The 16,640-nt window shown below is 32.8% G+C and carries 18 protein-coding genes, 1 other RNA gene and 1 pseudogene; 14 read left to right on the forward strand and 6 right to left on the reverse strand.

The window, feature by feature from the left end; all coding sequences use genetic code 11:
- Complete coding sequence (locus tag KKQ76_RS03660) at positions 1-309, reverse strand: NAD(P) transhydrogenase subunit alpha (protein WP_104792709.1); 309 nt, start codon at positions 307-309, stop codon at positions 1-3.
- Positions 310-321: 12 nt separating this feature from the next.
- Positions 322-1,458: a Re/Si-specific NAD(P)(+) transhydrogenase subunit alpha gene (locus KKQ76_RS03665; protein WP_213195871.1), complete on the reverse strand. Its 1,137-nt coding sequence runs from the start codon at positions 1,456-1,458 to the stop codon at positions 322-324.
- 212 nt (positions 1,459-1,670) lie between these two features.
- Between KKQ76_RS03665 and KKQ76_RS03670 the strand changes: the two genes are divergently transcribed.
- The 4 genes from KKQ76_RS03670 to KKQ76_RS03685 all read left to right on the forward strand — a co-directional run bounded on the left by KKQ76_RS03670 (position 1,671) and on the right by KKQ76_RS03685 (position 4,877).
- Positions 1,671-2,510, forward strand: coding sequence for a 1,4-dihydroxy-2-naphthoyl-CoA synthase (locus KKQ76_RS03670; protein WP_104792711.1), 840 nt, complete (start codon positions 1,671-1,673; stop codon positions 2,508-2,510).
- Positions 2,511-2,593: 83 nt separating this feature from the next.
- Entirely contained in the window at positions 2,594-3,523 is a 930-nt protein-coding gene (gene menA, locus KKQ76_RS03675; protein ID WP_213195872.1) for a 1,4-dihydroxy-2-naphthoate octaprenyltransferase, read from the forward strand.
- Between the two features lie 110 nt (positions 3,524-3,633).
- Entirely contained in the window at positions 3,634-4,194 is a 561-nt protein-coding gene (locus tag KKQ76_RS03680; protein WP_213195873.1) for a hypothetical protein, read from the forward strand.
- Between the two features lie 2 nt (positions 4,195-4,196).
- Entirely contained in the window at positions 4,197-4,877 is a 681-nt protein-coding gene (locus KKQ76_RS03685; RefSeq protein ID WP_213195874.1) for a metal-dependent hydrolase, read from the forward strand.
- Between the two features lie 32 nt (positions 4,878-4,909).
- Here the strand turns inward: KKQ76_RS03685 and ffs are convergent.
- An RNA gene (ffs, locus tag KKQ76_RS03690) (signal recognition particle sRNA small type) lies at positions 4,910-5,007 on the reverse strand.
- A gap of 73 nt (positions 5,008-5,080) precedes the next feature.
- Here ffs and KKQ76_RS03695 point away from each other — a divergent pair.
- The 9 genes from KKQ76_RS03695 (at position 5,081) to KKQ76_RS03735 (ending at position 13,540) form a co-directional block, all read left to right on the forward strand.
- Entirely contained in the window at positions 5,081-5,659 is a 579-nt protein-coding gene (locus KKQ76_RS03695; protein WP_213195875.1) for a DUF4199 domain-containing protein, read from the forward strand.
- Positions 5,659-6,204 carry a hypothetical protein gene (locus tag KKQ76_RS03700; RefSeq protein WP_213195876.1) on the forward strand — a complete coding sequence of 182 codons (546 nt, stop codon included), beginning with the start codon at positions 5,659-5,661 and terminating at the stop codon, positions 6,202-6,204. Before KKQ76_RS03695 ends, KKQ76_RS03700 begins: the two co-directional genes overlap by 1 nt.
- Positions 6,205-6,210: 6 nt before the next feature.
- Positions 6,211-7,164: a glycosyltransferase family 2 protein gene (locus tag KKQ76_RS03705; RefSeq protein ID WP_213195877.1), complete on the forward strand. Its 954-nt coding sequence runs from the start codon at positions 6,211-6,213 to the stop codon at positions 7,162-7,164.
- Positions 7,165-7,342: 178 nt separating this feature from the next.
- Positions 7,343-8,056 (forward strand): GIN domain-containing protein, encoded by a 714-nt coding sequence (locus tag KKQ76_RS03710; RefSeq protein WP_213195878.1) that lies wholly within the window; start codon positions 7,343-7,345, stop codon positions 8,054-8,056.
- A 133-nt stretch (positions 8,057-8,189) separates the two neighbouring features.
- Complete coding sequence (locus tag KKQ76_RS03715; protein WP_213195879.1) at positions 8,190-9,902, forward strand: phospho-sugar mutase; 1,713 nt, start codon at positions 8,190-8,192, stop codon at positions 9,900-9,902.
- A 124-nt stretch (positions 9,903-10,026) separates the two neighbouring features.
- Positions 10,027-11,280: a pyridoxal phosphate-dependent aminotransferase gene (locus KKQ76_RS03720; protein ID WP_213195880.1), complete on the forward strand. Its 1,254-nt coding sequence runs from the start codon at positions 10,027-10,029 to the stop codon at positions 11,278-11,280.
- Positions 11,281-11,376: 96 nt separating this feature from the next.
- Positions 11,377-12,153: a 3-deoxy-manno-octulosonate cytidylyltransferase gene (gene kdsB, locus KKQ76_RS03725; protein ID WP_246501334.1), complete on the forward strand. Its 777-nt coding sequence runs from the start codon at positions 11,377-11,379 to the stop codon at positions 12,151-12,153.
- A 96-nt stretch (positions 12,154-12,249) separates the two neighbouring features.
- Positions 12,250-12,912 (forward strand): outer membrane lipoprotein-sorting protein, encoded by a 663-nt coding sequence (locus KKQ76_RS03730; protein ID WP_213195881.1) that lies wholly within the window; start codon positions 12,250-12,252, stop codon positions 12,910-12,912.
- Positions 12,913-13,003: 91 nt separating this feature from the next.
- Positions 13,004-13,540, forward strand: coding sequence for a glutathione peroxidase (locus tag KKQ76_RS03735; RefSeq protein ID WP_213195882.1), 537 nt, complete (start codon positions 13,004-13,006; stop codon positions 13,538-13,540).
- 130 nt (positions 13,541-13,670) lie between these two features.
- Here the strand turns inward: KKQ76_RS03735 and KKQ76_RS03740 are convergent, their stop codons facing one another.
- The gene (locus tag KKQ76_RS03740) at positions 13,671-14,327 is read right to left on the reverse strand and encodes an NAD(P)H-binding protein (protein WP_213195883.1); all 657 of its coding nucleotides are present in this window, start codon (positions 14,325-14,327) and stop codon (positions 13,671-13,673) included.
- A gap of 135 nt (positions 14,328-14,462) precedes the next feature.
- Here KKQ76_RS03740 and KKQ76_RS03745 point away from each other — a divergent pair, with 135 nt between their 5' ends.
- A complete protein-coding gene (locus tag KKQ76_RS03745) occupies positions 14,463-14,816 on the forward strand; it encodes an MmcQ/YjbR family DNA-binding protein (RefSeq protein WP_213195884.1) in 354 nt (117 codons plus the stop codon).
- Between the two features lie 35 nt (positions 14,817-14,851).
- Here KKQ76_RS03745 and KKQ76_RS03750 read toward each other — a convergent pair.
- Both KKQ76_RS03750 and KKQ76_RS03755 read right to left on the reverse strand, forming a co-directional pair.
- A pseudogene (locus KKQ76_RS03750) lies at positions 14,852-15,609 on the reverse strand (TerC family protein).
- 88 nt (positions 15,610-15,697) lie between these two features.
- Entirely contained in the window at positions 15,698-16,624 is a 927-nt protein-coding gene (locus KKQ76_RS03755; protein WP_213195885.1) for a bifunctional riboflavin kinase/FAD synthetase, read from the reverse strand.
- Between the last annotated feature and the right edge of the window lie 16 nt (positions 16,625-16,640).

Below are 16,640 nucleotides of genomic sequence, written 5' to 3' on the forward strand. Positions count from 1 at the left end.
CTATTTTTTCTTTTTACTAAACATTTCCAGCATTCGGTCTGTTACTACAAAACCTCCTACCACATTAAGTGTTCCTAAAATCACTCCTAGAAAACCTAAAACTAATGCCAAATAATTGTCTGGTTCGGCTTTTCCCATTACAATAATTGCCCCAATAATCACTACTCCGTGAATCGCATTTGCGCCACTCATTAGAGGAGTGTGTAGTACACTAGGTACATGACCTATCACTTCAATTCCTACAAAAATCATCAGAATTACAATGTAGATGATTTGTTGGTATTGAGAAATCCACTCTATAATATTCATAAAAATTTTGTTTTAGTTATTCATTGAAGGAGAAAGGATAGATTTTACTCTATCGTTAATAATTTCGCCATTGTGTGTGATACAAGCGCCTTTTACCAAATCGTCTTCCCAGTTGAGGTTAAGGTTTGCGTCTTTGTCAATGATGAGTTGTAAGAAGTTCACCATATTTTTTCCGTACAATTTACTTGCGTCTGAAGGCATGGTAGATTGTAGAGAAGAATTTCCTATAATAAAAACACCGTTATAATTTACCGTTTCGTTATTTTTAGTAAATGGAGTATTACCACCAGTAGAAGCAGCTAAATCTATAATTACAGAGCCATTTCTCATAGAATTGAGCATTTCTTCGGTAATTAAAATCGGAGCTTTTTTTCCAGGAATTTGTGCTGTGGTGATGATAATATCCGATTTTGTAACACTTTCAGCGATTCGTTGTTGTTGCTTTTGTTTGTATTCTTCGGTTTGTTCTACTGCATAACCACCAGCTGTACTGGCATCTGCAGCGCCTTCCACTTCTACAAATTTAGCACCTAAGCTCATTACTTCTTCTTTTACAGCAGGTCTTGTATCGAAAACCTCTACTACAGCGCCTAATCTTTTTGCGGTAGCAATTGCTTGTAAACCAGCAACTCCAGCTCCTAAAATAAGAACTTTAGCAGGAGCAATGCTTCCAGCAGCGGTCATAAACATTGGGAAATATCTTCCGTAAGAATTAGCGGCGAGTAAAACTGCTTTGTAACCTGCAATATTAGCTTGAGAACTTAATACGTCCATTGCTTGTGCTCTGGTCGTTCTAGGAAGCATGTCAAGAGAAAAAGTGGTAATTTTTCTTTCAATAGATTTAATAACGTTTTCTCCGTTAGCAAGGGGTTGATAAACTCCCAAGAGAATTTTAGAACTAATTTTAGGAAAATCTTCATCTTGAAGAGGATGAATAGACAATAAAATGTCTGCTTGTTCTAATACTTCGGCTCTAGATTTAATTTCTGCGCCAACTTTTTCATATTCTTGGTTATTATTAAAGGATTTATCACCTGCGCCAGATTCTACTATGAGTTTATTTCCTTTTTTAATGAGTGCTGCTGCAGATTCTGCAAGTAAAGAAACTCTTGTTTCGAAAGAAGGTTCTTTTAATACACCTATAATCATTTTATTAATTTTAAATATCTTCAAATATAAACCTATTTTTTGACAATCAGAAAATGATTTATTTCATGTATAAGTTATTATTGTGAATGAATGGTATTAAAAATTATTAAATTCATAATCATTATGTAACATATATTACATTAACATTTCTAAATTTTTATTCTGCACCTTTTTTTCAAAAATAGTATCTTTACCAGCAAATTTTTTGAAATATGAATATAGATTGGAAAACGGCTAAAGAATACGAAGATATCACGTACAAAAAGTGCAATGGAGTAGCGAGAATTGCTATCAACAGACCAGAAGTAAGAAATGCTTTTCGTCCTAAAACTACTTCAGAATTGTATGATGCTTTTTATGATGCTTATGAAGATTCTAGCATTGGTGTAGTTTTATTAACGGGTGAAGGTCCAAGTCCTAAAGATGGCGGTCATGCGTTCTGTAGTGGTGGCGACCAGAAAGCTCGTGGTCATCAAGGTTATGTAGGTGATGATGGAAGACATCGTCTCAATATTTTAGAAGTTCAAAGATTGATTCGTTTCATGCCAAAAGTAGTGATTGCTGTGGTAAACGGTTGGGCAGTTGGTGGTGGTCACTCACTTCATGTGGTTTGTGATTTGACTTTAGCAAGTGAAGAACATGCAATTTTCAAACAAACCGATGCAGATGTTACCAGCTTCGATGGTGGTTACGGTTCAGCATATTTAGCAAAAATGGTAGGTCAGAAAAAAGCTAGAGAAATTTTCTTTTTAGGAAGAAATTATTCTGCCAAAGAAGCCGAAGATATGGGAATGGTAAATGCGGTGATTCCTCACGCTGAGTTAGAAGAAACTTCTTATCAATGGGCGCAAGAAATCTTAGCAAAATCGCCAACATCTATCAGAATGCTGAAATTTGCGATGAATCTTACGGATGACGGAATGGTTGGTCAACAAGTTTTCGCGGGTGAAGCAACCAGATTAGCTTATATGACTGAAGAAGCCAAAGAAGGCAGAAACGCATTTTTAGAAAAACGTAAACCAGATTTCGGAGATAATCAGTGGATTTCATAATTTGGTTGACGGTTGTTAGTTGATAGTTGTCAGTTTTCTGAAATTATTTGCAAACAACCAACAACTGATAACTAACAACTAAAATGATTGATTGGATAAAAGCAGCTCGTCTGCGTACTTTACCGCTTTCTATTAGCGGAATTATTATGGGTTCTTTCATTGCAAGATGGAAACTCCTAGAACAAGGAAAAACTTGGGACTGGACTATTTTTGCTTTGGCACTTTTGGTGACTTTACTGTATCAAGTTTTGTCGAATTTCGCCAATGATTATGGAGATGGTGTAAAAGGAACCGACCAAAACAGAATAGGAGAGGCAGAACAACGTGCGGTAGCTTCTGGTAAAATTTCTGCAAAGCAAATGCGAAACGCTATGTTTTTGTTTGCCTTTTTATCATTGGTGGCGACTTTAGTTTTGTTGTACAAAGCATTTTTCCCTGATTTTATTAATGAATTTTACACTTTTATAGGATTGGGAGTTGCTTGTATTTTAGCGGCAATTGGTTATACTGTTGGCAAAAAACCTTATGGTTATCTTGGTTTAGGAGATCTAATGGTTTTTATCTTTTTCGGGCTGGTTTCTGTGTGCGGAAGTTACTTTCTATTCACTAAAACTTTTGATTGGGATATGCTTTTACCAGCTTCTGCAATAGGTTTGCTTAGTGGTGCCGTTCTTAATCTCAACAATATGAGAGATATTGAAAATGACGAAAAATCTGGTAAAAAAACGCTTGCATTAAGATTAGGTTTTAAAAATGCGATGATTTATGAAATGGTTATTTTGATGCTTCCACCGATTTTGGTTTTGATTTATATGATGATGAATGGTTTACAAGAACAAGGAAAATATTACGCTTTTATTTTCTTTATTACTGTTTTTCCTTTGACTGCTATGCGCAGAAAAATGATGGAAGTAAAAGAACCAAAAGAATTAGACCCATTCTTAAAACAATTAGGAATCATTACTTTATTAATGAGTGTTTTGGTAGCTTTTGGATTGAATTATTTTGCGTAAGCTGGAAGATAAAAGGTTGAAATTTTTTGTTCCGTAGGAACGAAATGTGTGTAGTAAAAAAGTATCACAAAAAAAGCGTTCCGTAGGAACGCAATGTAAGAATAATAATCATGTTTATAGATTTTAAAAACAAAAAATGGCAATCAGTAAGTAGAATTTTATTAATTCTTTGTTTAATTGCTATTGCTTTAGGATTATTTTTTTATGATAAAGAATTTACTTATCATTTTCAACCAGATTACTATAATCATTTAAATAAAATAAAATTTTCTTTAGTCTTTGGTTTTATTTTAGCGATATTATTTACTGGTGCTATATCAGAAGAAAAGTATATATTTAGCATATCTAGTATATTTTTAATATTACTTTTTTGGGTAGTTTTTTTTCCAAGTTTATTATTTTTGAATAACAAATATGCTCTTGTTTACCATTTTGATAGTATTTTTAAAAAAGAAATTTCTAAAGATGAGATTCACATTAAGCTAGATAAAATAAATTCTGAAAATCCATGGACAACTTATTTATTTAAAATTAAAAATGAAAATAAGATTGATTCGGTTTATTTTACTCAAAAACCAACTTGGGGAAAAGTCTTAAATAAAAATGAAGTTGAAAAACTAAAAGTGTATAGAACAATCTGGCGAAAAAGATATATTTTAAAAGATAATTAATCATGAAAATAAAATTCCTCGGACAAAACTGTTTTTTGTTCACCTATAACGGTAAAAACATCCTTTCTGATCCTTTTTATAATTTTCAGAAAGAGCAAACAGGATTTGATATTTCCGCACAAAAAATTGATTATGTGCTCATTACTCACGCTCATGGCGATCATGTTGCAGATGTAAGAGAAGTATTGCAACATCATCCAGATGCTACGGTAATTGGTCAACCAGAAATTTGTGGTTATTTCAATCACCCGAATTCTATTGACATTAATTACGGAGGTTCTGCAAAGTTCGATAACCTAAAAATTTCTATGGTTCCTGCGCATCACACATCAAGTTTTCCAGATGGAACTTATGGCGGTCAACCTTGCGGATATATGTTTAGATTCCAAGGTAAAAACTTATATTTTGCGGGAGATACAGGTGTAATGGCAGATATGGAGTTATTTCCAAGACTTTTTGGGGAAATTACAGCAGCTATTCTTCCAATTGGTTCACATTATACCATGTGTGCAAGAAAAGCGAGTTTTGCAGCAGCAGAATTATTGAAAACCAAAAGAGTGATTGGTTGTCATTTTGATACTTTCGAGCCGATAAAAATTAATCACGATTCGGCAAAACAATTGTTTACAGAGAGAAATATTGAGTTTTCGATTCCAGAATTGGGAGAAGAATTTAAAGTATAATTTTTTGAAGAATTTCAAAAAAAGACATAAAAAAATGGCAAGCTACCTAAATCACACCGCTACGACCGATTACCTTTGCTGCGTTCCCACCCTGGAGGATTCTCAGGAGCTGGTTGTTTAGGACTTGCCGGTGCAAAAATACTGAATTAATTTAAAATTCAAAATCTAATCTCGTATTTTCGAGAAAAATTTTTAAAAATAAAATGAGTAAAAACGTTTATACATTTGGTTTTCTGATATTTATCGCGACCATGTTAGTGTTCTTTGGAGTGTATTTTTTTGGTTATAATACCAATTATTTTAACACGAGTATGCTTCTTAATGCATTTTTAATGCCTGCGCTTTATACTTTAGGTGCTTATTTTTCGGTGTCAACTTACAAAAAAGAAGTAAAAGAAATAGGATTTAGAGATGCTTTTGGTAGAGCTTTTAAACCGATGTTTATTGGTGGTTTTCTTTCTATGTTCAGCATTTTTGCATTTCTGAATTATGTAGATACAGATGCTAAAGATTTATTGAATCACCAATATGTTGAGCGTCAAAAAACAGAGCTTGACAATGAATATAATAAGGCAAAACAAATTTTAGCTAAAAAAGAAGACAAAGAAGAACTGGATAAAAAATATCAAGAAAGATTGCAAAGTTTTGCGCCAGAATTGGTAAAAGATAAAGATATGTTTACCTTCAGAAACTTCACGTATTTTTTCGCTGCAGTTTTGGTATTTTATACCATTCTGTCTACATTCTTCGGAACTTTCTTTAGAAATAAAACTTTAGAATAATGAGCTTAAAAACTACTGTTTCCAGAAATTTGACGGGCAAAAAAGTTCTTACTTTTTTTGTGTTGTCAAGTGTGGTTTATTTTGCCATGATTTTTTTTACGATTCCAAAATTGACTGATTTTGCGAATGGTTTACAGATTTTTGACATGAAACCAAATGGTTACAGTTTTACTTATTCCAAAGAACTTTTAGGAAATCTAGGGAAGAGTGGCAGAAATTTTTATCTGTTTTGTCAGTTGCCATTAGATTTCGTATATCCTCTCTTGTTTATGATGAGTAATGTGCTGATTTTGAGTTTCTTTCTTAAGAAAATTAGCAAATTAGAATCTTGGTTTCTTTTGGTTTTATTTCCTGTAATTGCTGGAGTTTTCGATTATTTAGAGAATTTCGGTCTTATTTATTTACTCACTTCTTACCCTAAAATCTCAGAAATAGGCGTGAGAATAATCAGCACATTTACTGTAATAAAAAGTCTATTTACAAGCTTATATTTTGTAATTTTGCTGTTCGTTTTAGCGATATTAATTTTCAAAAAAATAAAATAATTTTTAATGAATTTATCCGTTGTAGTTCCTTTATTAAACGAAGAAGAATCTTTGCACGAACTTTATGCAAGAATAAATAAAGTGTGCCAAGAAAACCAATTGTCTTACGAAATTTGGTTCGTAGATGATGGAAGTACAGATTCTTCGTGGCAAATTATAGAAAATTTATCCAAAGAAAATCATCATGTTCACGGCATTAAATTTTCTAGAAATTATGGGAAATCTCAAGCGTTACATGCCGCTTTTGAAAAAGTTCAAGGCGATGTAGTGATTACAATGGATGCAGATTTGCAAGATTTTCCAGAAGAAATTCCTGAATTATACAACAAAATTGCAGTCGAAAAATACGACTTGGTTTCTGGTTGGAAGAAAAAACGTTTTGACAATGTGATGACCAAAAATCTTCCGTCAAAATTGTTCAATTCTGCGGCAAGAAATCTTTCTGGAGTAGAATTACACGATTTTAACTGTGGTCTGAAAGCGTATAGAAAACAAGTGGTAAAATCGGTAGATGTTTATGGCGATTTACACCGATGGATTCCTGTTTTGGTAGCCAATGCAGGTTTTAAAAAAATTACCGAAAAACCAGTTCAGCACCAAGCAAGACCTTACGGAACTTCTAAATTTGGTACCGAAAGATTTATCCGAGGTTTTCTGGATTTAATTACGCTTTGGTTCGTAAGCAAATTCGGAGGAAGACCAATGCACTTCTTCGGAGCAGTAGGAACTTTAATGTTTATTTTCGGTTTTTTCTCAGCATTTTGGTTGGGTGCAACCAAATTAATTGACGTGTATTATTATCACGTTTATGGTAATTTAATCGCCGAAAATCCTTGGTTTTACATAGCATTAACCATGATGTTGATGGGAACATTACTGTTTGTAGCAGGATTTTTAGGAGAACTCATTATCAGACAAAGTAGAGGTCATAAGAATTACCATATTGAAGAGGTAATTTAATTTGAAAGTGTGCTAATTTGAAAATTTGAAAATTAAAAGTTCCGTAGGAACGAAACGTTTGTAGAAATAATAAAATAAATAGCAGAGTTCCGTAGGAACGACAGATATTATAACGTTGGAATTTATTCCAACGAAAAAATGAAAAATAAAATCATTCCGTAGAAACGCAATGTTAAAAATGAAAAATATCACAAAACTTTTCCTTTACCTAAACCTTTGCCTTACTCTTTTGGCTTGCTCTAAAATTTCTCCAAAAGGGGAAATAGAAGTGAAAGATGTAACCGTAGAAAATTTCACTAAATTGAATCTTAAAGGAGATTTCAAAGTGTTTTTTGCGAAAGGAAATCAGAATTTGGTAAGCGTAGAAACCTATCCTAATGTCTACAAAAATCTAGATATAGCAGTAGAAAACGGAATTTTAACCATCGAAGAAAATCGAAAAACAGACCAAGTAGATTTTTACAATATCACTATTTTTGGTAAAAACGATTTAAATGAGGTTTCGCTTTCTGATAAAGTAGAAATGAATGTTTCTGGACAGGTAAAAACGCCAGAATTTTTACTTTATCTAAAAGGAAATTCTAAATTTATGGGAGCGGTAATTGCACCAAAAAGCAAAATAGAAATGGCAGAGAAATCTAATGCAAACATTCTTGGAGAAACCAAAAATTTGAATTTAAAATTATCAGATTCAGCAAGTATTATGGCGCCGTATTTTTATGTGGAAAATTTAGAATTAAATGCTAAAAATAACGCTTCGGCAGGATTAAATATTGATAATGAAATGAAAGGAACGCTAGAAAATACCTCAAAACTCATTTTCTACGGAGAACCGCTCAATAAATTAACAAAAAAAGACAAAGCTTCTGTGGAAAACAGAAAATTGAAATAAGCATTAGTGATTTGTCATTCTGAGCGAAACAAAGTGTAGCGAAGAATCTATTTTAAGTGATTCTTCATTCCGTTTCACTACATTCAGAATGACAGAACATTTAAAAATTAAAAAAAACAAAAAATTTAAATATATGACAACTTTGGAAAAAGCAAAACTTTGGTTATCAGATACTTTTGATGCAGAAACCAGAGCAACAGTTCAGAATTGGATTGATACCAATTCTCCAGAATTAGAAGACAGTTTTTACAGAGAATTAGAATTCGGGACTGGCGGAATGCGAGGAATTATGGGAGTAGGAACCAATCGTCTCAATAAATATACATTGGGTCAAGCTACTCAAGGTTTGGCAAATTATCTTCATCAGCAATTTCCTAATCAGGAAATAAAAGTGGCGATTGCTTATGACGTGAGAAATAATTCTAAGGAATTTGGAAAAATGTGTGCCGATGTTTTAACTGCAAACGGAATTAAAGTGTTGCTTTTCAAAGAACACAGACCAACTCCAGAACTTTCTTTCACAGTTCGTGACAAGAAATGTAATGCAGGAATCGTTTTGACGGCTTCTCACAATCCGCCAGAATACAACGGTTACAAAGTATATTGGAATGATGGAGCGCAAGTAGTTCCACCAAATGACGAAAACATCATCAAAGAAGTTTATGCTACAAAATTCGACGAAATTAAATTTAACGGAAATGATGATTTAATCGAATGGATTGGCGAAGAGCAAGATGATGTGTACATCGATACTTGTATGGAAAATTCATTGTACCAAAACATTGGAAGAGATAATGTAAACATCGTTTTCACTTCTATTCACGGTACTACTTATACTACGATTCCTAAAGCTTTAGCAAAAGCAGGTTTCACCAAAGTAGATTTGGTAAAAGAACAAATGATTCCTTCTGGAAATTTCCCAACGGTAGAATCTCCGAATCCTGAAGAACCTGCTGCATTAACAATGGCAGTAGATTTAGCAAATATTACCAATGGCGATATTGTTATCGGTTGTGATCCAGATGGCGACAGATTAGGAATTGCGGTTAGAAATCTAGATGGCGAAATTCAGTTATTGAATGGTAACCAAACCAATATGATTTTAACGTATTACATTCTTGACCAATGGAAAAAAGCTGGTAAAATTACAGGAAAAGAGTTCATCGGTTCTACGATTGTAACTTCTGACTGTTTCTTTGATGTAGCTGAAAAATTCGGAGTAGATTGCAAAGTAGGATTAACTGGTTTCAAATGGATTGGTAAAATGATTCGTGATGTAGAAGGTCAAGAAAAATTCATTTGCGGTGGCGAAGAATCTTTCGGATTTATGACGGGAGATTTCGTGAGAGATAAAGACAGTTGTGGTTCTATTTTATTAGCTTGTGAAATTGCAGCTGTTTGCAAAGCACAAGGAAAAACCATGTATCAGTACATGATTGATATTTACAAAGAAATTGGTATGTATCAAGAAGGTTTGGTAAACGTGGTAAGAAAAGGAAGAACTGGTGCCGAAGAAATTGCTCAAATGATGGTAGATTTCAGAGAAAATCCTGTAAAAGAATTGGCAGGTTCTAAAGTTCTAGAAGTGAAAGATTTCCAAGAACAAACTTGTCTTAATGTAATTACAGGAGAGAGAAAAGTAATGAATGATATTCCGAAATCTAATGTGTTAATCTATTACACAGAAGACGGAACTAAAGTTTGTATCAGACCTTCAGGAACCGAGCCGAAGATTAAATTCTATTTTTCTGTGAAAGATAAAATTGAAAACGAAGCAGATTTCAAAGCTAAACAAGCTTCTCTAGAACAAAAAATCAATGAAGTAAAAAAAGATTTAAAACTATAAATATTTTAATCTAATGCTTTTAAGTTCGCAGAAGTTTAACAAATCTTTAGGTTTTTAATCTTTTGTGAACTTTTTTATTTTATTTAAATTTGAAAAATCATTAACAACAAAATCTTAATAAAAAGTGGTTTCAAAACTCGCTCAAAACCTTATCGGTTCAGAAATTATTAAAATCGGTAATCAAGTAAACGAACTCAAAGCTCAAGGAGCTGAAATTGCCAACCTTACCATCGGTGATTTAGATTCTAACATTTATCCTATTCCTGCAGGATTAAAACAAAATATTCAGAAAGCTTACGCGGATAATTTAACCAATTATCCTCCTGCAAATGGTTTGCTTTCATTAAGAAAAGCAGTTGCAAAAGACATAAAATCTCGTTGGAATTTAGACTATTCTCCAGAAGATATTTTGGTTTCTGGTGGTTCTAGACCTTTAATTTACGCTACTTTTAAAACCATTGTTGACGAAGGCGACAAAGTAGTTTATGCTGTTCCTTCTTGGAATAATAACCATTACGCTTACTTAACTTCAGCCAATGCAGTAGAACTAGAAGTTTCTCCAGAAGATAATTTTTTGCCGACAGCTGATGTAATTACACCACATTTAGAAGGTGCAGTTTTATTGGCGCTTTGCTCTCCGCTAAACCCAACTGGAACCATGTTTACCAAAGAACAACTTTCAGAAATTTGTGAGGCGGTAATTGCAGAAAATAAAAAAAGAGGAGAAGGCGAAAAGCCACTTTACTTAATGTACGACCAAATTTATGCAATGCTTACGTTTGGTGATTCAGAACATTTTAATCCAGTTTCTCTTTATCCAGAACTTAGAGATTACACCATTTATATCGATGGAACTTCTAAATGTTTTGCAGCAACTGGAGTTAGAGTAGGATGGAGTTTTGGACCAACTAAGGTGATTGATAGAATGAAAGCGCTATTAACACACGTTGGAGCTTGGGCGCCAAAACCAGAACAACAAGCCGTAGCAGAGTTTTTAGATAATACACCAGCTGTAAATGAATTTGTGAATGATTTTAAAGGTAAAATTGCGCACAGTTTAGAAGTTCTACATGCTGGAATTCAAGAAATGAAATCTAAAAATTTCGCAGTAGATAGCATTAAACCAATGGGTGCCTTATATTTAACCATTAAATTAGATTATGTAGGAAAAACCACTGAAGACGGTAAAGTTCTGAAAGATTCTACAGATTTAGTTTTCTATTTAATCGAAAAAGCAGGAGTAGCATTAGTGCCATTTTCAGCATTTGGAAATTCTAGAGAAATGCCTTGGTTTAGAGCATCAGTTGGCGCTTGTTCAGTAGAAGATTTACAAAAAATGTTCCCGAAATTAGAAGCTGCTTTAGCTAAATTAAAATAAATTTATCTCTCGCTGATTGAGCAAATTTAGAGGATTTTGATCTGCTAAATCAGTTCAATCAGCGAGCTTTTTTAAATAAAATTATCAAAGTCAATAATGAATAATCTCGGAACCAGAAACTCGGAACTCGAAATGCTTAAAATAATCGCTGTCATTCCAGCTCGTTATGCTGCAAGTAGATTTCCAGGGAAATTAATGCAGATTTTAGGCGACAAAACCGTGATTGCTACTACTTATCAAAACGTTTTGGAAACTCAGCTATTTGATGAGGTTTTCGTGGCGACAGATTCTGAAATTATCTTTGAAGAAATTACCAAAATCGGCGGAAAAGCAGTAATGACAGGTGAACACGAAACGGGAAGCGACAGAATAGCAGAAGCGGTTCAAAATATTGATTGTGATATTGTCATCAATGTTCAAGGTGATGAACCTTTCCTGAAAAATGATCCTTTGAAACAATTAATTGAAGTTTTTGAAAATGATGTTGATAAAGAAATTTCATTAGCTTCGCTTAAAATCAGGTTAAAGGAAAAGGAAGAAATAGAAAATCCGAATAATGTAAAAGTCATTACTAATTTACAGAATTTTGCGATGTATTTCAGTCGTTCTGTGATTCCTTATCCTAGAGAAACCTCTGTAGAACACTTGTATTACAAGCATATTGGTGTTTATGCTTTCAGAAAAGAAGCATTGTTGAAATTTGCAAATTTGGCGATGACTCCGCTGGAAATTTCAGAAAAAATAGAAGCCATTCGTTATTTGGAAAACGGAATGAAAATCAAAATGATAGAAACAGATTTCATTGGCGTAGGAATAGATGTTCCCGAAGATTTAGAAAAAGCGAAAGCAATTTTAAGTAGGGACAAGTCGTGACTTGTCCAAAAAGAAGAAAATTAATTTGAAAATTTGAAAATTTAAGTTGGTTTTCGTTTCAAAATCATATATTTGGAATCTCGAAAAAAAGATTGAATGAAAAAGATACTATTAATCGTAACAATTCTAGTAACCACAATATATTCGGCGCAAACTGCTAAACAAATTATTGATAAAAATATTGAGTTAACAGGAGGCTTAACCAACTGGAAACTGCTGAATTCTATTATTCTACAAGGAAAAGTAATTCTGGGCGTAAATGATGAATATCCTATGAGAATTTATCAGCAAAGACCTAATCTTACGAAAACAGTAGTATTCATCGGTAATAAAGAAAATGTAATCGAAGGTTATGATGGTAAAAATGGTTACGCGATGAATTACGTGGTGAATAAACTTCAGGTTCAAAAAAATTACGTTGCAGAAAGCTTTGACACAGATTTCATCGATTATGAGAACAAAGGTTTTACTGCACAAGTTCTAGGGAAAGAAAAAGTAGGAGAAAGAGACTGTTATAAGGTAGAACTCACCAAAAATGTGAATAAAACTGTTTATTATTTTGATGTTCAGAACTTTTTACTGTTAAAAGAAGAAAAGAAAGACGAAACATTGGTTTATTCTGATTTCAAAAAAGTGAATAATTTGGTAATGCCTTTCAGAATTGAAGCAACTACGCCGAAAAAAGAAGGAGATTACGTGATGATTCTTTATAAAATTGAAGTCAACAAAGCATTTCCAGCCAATACTTTTAAGTTCTAATAAAACTTTACGATAAAAAATTTCTATTACTGCAATTTCTTAGGATTTTGCAGTTTTTTTATGCCTAAATTTGAAATCAAATAAAATCAAAATGAAAAAAATATTATTTATTCTTATGGCATTTTTTGGACTTTTTTCTTCGCAGGCGCAACAAGCAAAATCCATTCATTCTTTTAAAGTGAAAGCTTTAGACGGTAAAACGATTTATTTTTCTAAGTTTAAAGGCAAGAAGATTCTAATTGTAAATACAGCGTCAGAATGTGGTTTTACATCGCAGTATGAAGGTTTACAGAAGTTGTACGAAACGTATAAAGACCAATTGGTGATTGTAGGTTTCCCTGCAAACAATTTTGGTGGACAAGAACCTGGAAGCAATGAAGAAATTGGTGCTTTTTGCAAAAAAAATTACGGCGTTACCTTTCCGATGGCGGCTAAAGTATCTGTGAAAGGAAAAGATATTGCTCCCATTTTTAAATTTTTAACAGACAAAAAACTAAACGGAGTAAAAAGTACTACCATTCTTTGGAACTTCGAGAAATTTTTGCTCAATGAAAAAGGGGAGTTAATCGATACTTTTGTAAGTACTACGAAACCTACTTCTGAATCTATTACGAAATATTTTAAATAAAGAATCAAGAATAAAGGCAAAAGATAAAAGTTAACCGCAAAGTAATTTTTGCGGTTTTTTATTTTAAATCTGCATAATCAGCGAAATCTGCGGGAAATAGATAATAAAATTTGTGTATTCGTGGCAAAAACTATTCTTTTCCTTTTTCTGCAAAACTGAAAATACTGCCTAATTTTATTTTAGAATATCCGTAAGATTTTATTTTAGAAGAATTCACCAAAGCTTGTGCTAAAATGTCTGTTGGCAATGGTTTTTGAGATTCTAAAACGCCAAATTTATTGGCAAATTTTATAATTCTAGCTCCTAAAACTTCACCAGTTCTGTCGGTGTTTTTTCGATCGAGCATTCCAGGTTGGAAAATGGTAATTTTATTAAAATGAAGTTTTTTTACTTCTTCTTCTAATTCGCCCTTCATTCTAGAGTAGAAAATTTTAGAATTAGGATTGGCTCCATAAGCAGAAACCAAAACGAAATCTTCCACGCCATTTTCTTTGGCAGTTTTGGCAAATTGCAATTGATAATCAAAATCTACTTTTCGCTGTGCTTCCTTGCTTCCTGCGTCTTTCAAGGTCGTTCCGAGGCAAGAAAAAGCGACATCACCTTGTACCAAATCTTTCCATTCTTCTGGCTTTTCGAAATTTACTACATGAAATTTCACTTTCTCAGAAGTAGATTCTACAGGTTTTCTTACAAAAGCATGAATTTCTTCGAAATCTTTGTCTTGATTTAATTTTTGAACCAAATCTTTTCCTGTAGCGCCAGTTGCTCCTATAATTAAAGCCTTCATAACAAAATTTTTAAAGGGATTGATAAAGTGATAAATATTACTTTAAAATTAAGAAAAAATTGAATATGATTTATTATTTTTGTTAAAACTAATAACAACATTGTCACTTATTATTCCCAATCATGATTTACGCTAATGGAAGCTGAAGAAATCCGTAATTATTGTCTCAACAAAAAAGGAGTTACGGAAGGTTTTCCGTTTGACGAAACTACTTTAGTCTTTAAAGTAGGTGGTAAAATGTTTCTATTAATGGCATTAGAAAAGCAACCATTGGTCTTTTCGGCAAAAAACACTGCAGATTATAACGAAGAACTCCGAGAGCAATATTACCAAATTTCTGGAGCTTATCACATGAATAAAACGCATTGGAATTCTGTAATTTGCGAAGGATTGAAGCCAGAATTCATTAAAAAACTCATTGATGATTCTTATCAATTGGTGTATAAAAGTTTAACGAAGAAAATAAAATTAGAAATTTTAAATTCATAAAAAAAAGCATTCAGAATTTCTGAATGCTTTGTGCTTTATAAAACATCTTTATCAAGGTGCTGTTCTTCTTCTTTGTAATGTTCGCGAAGATGTACAGGTTCAGATTTTTTGGTCGTTTTCATTTGAATAATATCTACCAAAAGCGAAAATGCCATAGCGAAATAAATATAACCTTTCGGAATTTCTTTGCCAAAACCTTCCACGATTAAAGAGAAACCAATCAATAGCAAGAATGAAAGTGCTAAAATTTTAAAAGCAGGGTGTTTATTCACAAAATTGCTGATAGGTTCTGCTGCAAAAAGCATGATAATTACCGTTACAATCACCGCTACATACATTACCCAAACTTCTTTTACCATTCCTACTGCCGTAATAATGGAATCAATAGAGAACACCAAATCCATTAATAAAATTTGGAATATCACTTGCCCGAAACTCGTTACAATCATGGTTTTAGTTACATCGCCATCTTCGCCTTCCATTTTATGATAAATTTCGGCGGTGCTTTTGTAAAGTAGGAATAAACCTCCTAGAATTAAAATCAAATCTTTACCTGAGATTCCCGTTTCGAAAACGGTAAATAAATCTTGGTCTAGTTTCATGATTTGACTAATCAAAAGTAATAAACCAAGTCTCATCACTCCGGCAAGAATAAGCCCGATTCTTCTGGCTTTTTTTGTTGGTTTACAGGTAATTTATTCGCCAATATAGAAATGAAAATAACATTGTCTATTCCTAGAACGGTTTCTAGTGCGATAAGAGTAAGTAAAGAAATAATAATTTCTGCTTCCATAGTTTTATTTTATGATTTTCACAAAACTATAGAAACTTATGAATCTAATTTTATAAAATCTGATTGAAAATTTATATGATTCTAACTTTTAACTAAAGTTAAAATTTTCGGTCAAAATCTTGTCTTCATCTAATCTTTCGATAAGTTTTTCTAACGATTCGAATTTAATTTCTTCGTGTAAAAAATCTCTGAATTTTACTGTGATAACTTCGCCATAAATATCTTGATTGAAGTCTAAAATGTACACTTCTGCAGTCAATTTATCACCATTTACAGTAGGATTAGTGCCAATGCTCATCATGCCTTTGTAAAATTGGTCTTTCACGAAAACTTCTACAATGTAAGCTCCTTTTTTAGGCAAGAGTTTCAGTTCGTCTATTTCTAGATTTGCAGTAGGGTAACCAATTGTTCTTCCCAGTTTTTTCCCGTCAATTACTTTTCCAGAAAGAGAGTAGGAATATCCCAGCATTTTATTGGCACCCGCGATGTTCCCGTTTCCTAAGCAATTTCTGATTTTAGTAGAACTGATATTGAAATCGTCGTCATTTTTGATGGCTTGTAATTGCTCTACAGTAAAATCTAATTCGGTAGAAAGCTTTTGAAGCAATTCAAAGTTTCCAGATTTATTTTTCCCGAAAACGTGGTCGTGACCTATGATAATGTGTTTTACATTCAGTTTTTTGATAAGAATTTCACGAATAAATTCTTCACCAGTTAAGTTTCTGAAATGTTCATCAAATTTTTGTAAAAATAAAACGTCAATTCCAGCCTTTTCTAGTAAAAAAAGTTTTTCTTCTAAAGTGTTAAGCAGTTTAAGGTCATCATTTGGGTTAAAAATTTTCCTAGGATGTGGCCAAAAGGTGAGCAAAGAAGTCTCTAAATTATTTTTTTTTGCTTTGTCTTTCAATTGATTGATGATAGAAATATGACCGAGGTGAACTCCGTCAAACATTCCTAAAGAAAGAACTTTAGGAGATTTTTCGTGATAAAAATTTAAATCTTCTATGAGTTTCAAAACCGCTTACATTTTC

It is taken from the genome of Cloacibacterium caeni (assembly GCF_907163105.1).
Lineage (GTDB): Bacteria > Bacteroidota > Bacteroidia > Flavobacteriales > Weeksellaceae > Cloacibacterium > Cloacibacterium caeni_A.

What these genes read in the sequence shown, in the direction of transcription:
- KKQ76_RS03660 (WP_104792709.1), bottom strand. Translation starts at nt 309, where the DNA reads ATGAATATTATAGAGTGGATTTCTCAATACCAACAAATCATCTACATT.
- KKQ76_RS03665 (WP_213195871.1), bottom strand. Translation starts at nt 1,458, where the DNA reads ATGATTATAGGTGTATTAAAAGAACCTTCTTTCGAAACAAGAGTTTCT.
- KKQ76_RS03670 (WP_104792711.1), top strand. Translation starts at nt 1,671, where the DNA reads ATGAATATAGATTGGAAAACGGCTAAAGAATACGAAGATATCACGTAC.
- menA (WP_213195872.1), top strand. Translation starts at nt 2,594, where the DNA reads ATGATTGATTGGATAAAAGCAGCTCGTCTGCGTACTTTACCGCTTTCT.
- KKQ76_RS03680 (WP_213195873.1), top strand. Translation starts at nt 3,634, where the DNA reads ATGTTTATAGATTTTAAAAACAAAAAATGGCAATCAGTAAGTAGAATT.
- KKQ76_RS03685 (WP_213195874.1), top strand. Translation starts at nt 4,197, where the DNA reads ATGAAAATAAAATTCCTCGGACAAAACTGTTTTTTGTTCACCTATAAC.
- KKQ76_RS03695 (WP_213195875.1), top strand. Translation starts at nt 5,081, where the DNA reads ATGAGTAAAAACGTTTATACATTTGGTTTTCTGATATTTATCGCGACC.
- KKQ76_RS03700 (WP_213195876.1), top strand. Translation starts at nt 5,659, where the DNA reads ATGAGCTTAAAAACTACTGTTTCCAGAAATTTGACGGGCAAAAAAGTT.
- KKQ76_RS03705 (WP_213195877.1), top strand. Translation starts at nt 6,211, where the DNA reads ATGAATTTATCCGTTGTAGTTCCTTTATTAAACGAAGAAGAATCTTTG.
- KKQ76_RS03710 (WP_213195878.1), top strand. Translation starts at nt 7,343, where the DNA reads ATGAAAAATATCACAAAACTTTTCCTTTACCTAAACCTTTGCCTTACT.
- KKQ76_RS03715 (WP_213195879.1), top strand. Translation starts at nt 8,190, where the DNA reads ATGACAACTTTGGAAAAAGCAAAACTTTGGTTATCAGATACTTTTGAT.
- kdsB (WP_246501334.1), top strand. Translation starts at nt 11,377, where the DNA reads ATGAATAATCTCGGAACCAGAAACTCGGAACTCGAAATGCTTAAAATA.
- KKQ76_RS03730 (WP_213195881.1), top strand. Translation starts at nt 12,250, where the DNA reads ATGAAAAAGATACTATTAATCGTAACAATTCTAGTAACCACAATATAT.
- KKQ76_RS03735 (WP_213195882.1), top strand. Translation starts at nt 13,004, where the DNA reads ATGAAAAAAATATTATTTATTCTTATGGCATTTTTTGGACTTTTTTCT.
- KKQ76_RS03740 (WP_213195883.1), bottom strand. Translation starts at nt 14,327, where the DNA reads ATGAAGGCTTTAATTATAGGAGCAACTGGCGCTACAGGAAAAGATTTG.
- KKQ76_RS03745 (WP_213195884.1), top strand. Translation starts at nt 14,463, where the DNA reads ATGGAAGCTGAAGAAATCCGTAATTATTGTCTCAACAAAAAAGGAGTT.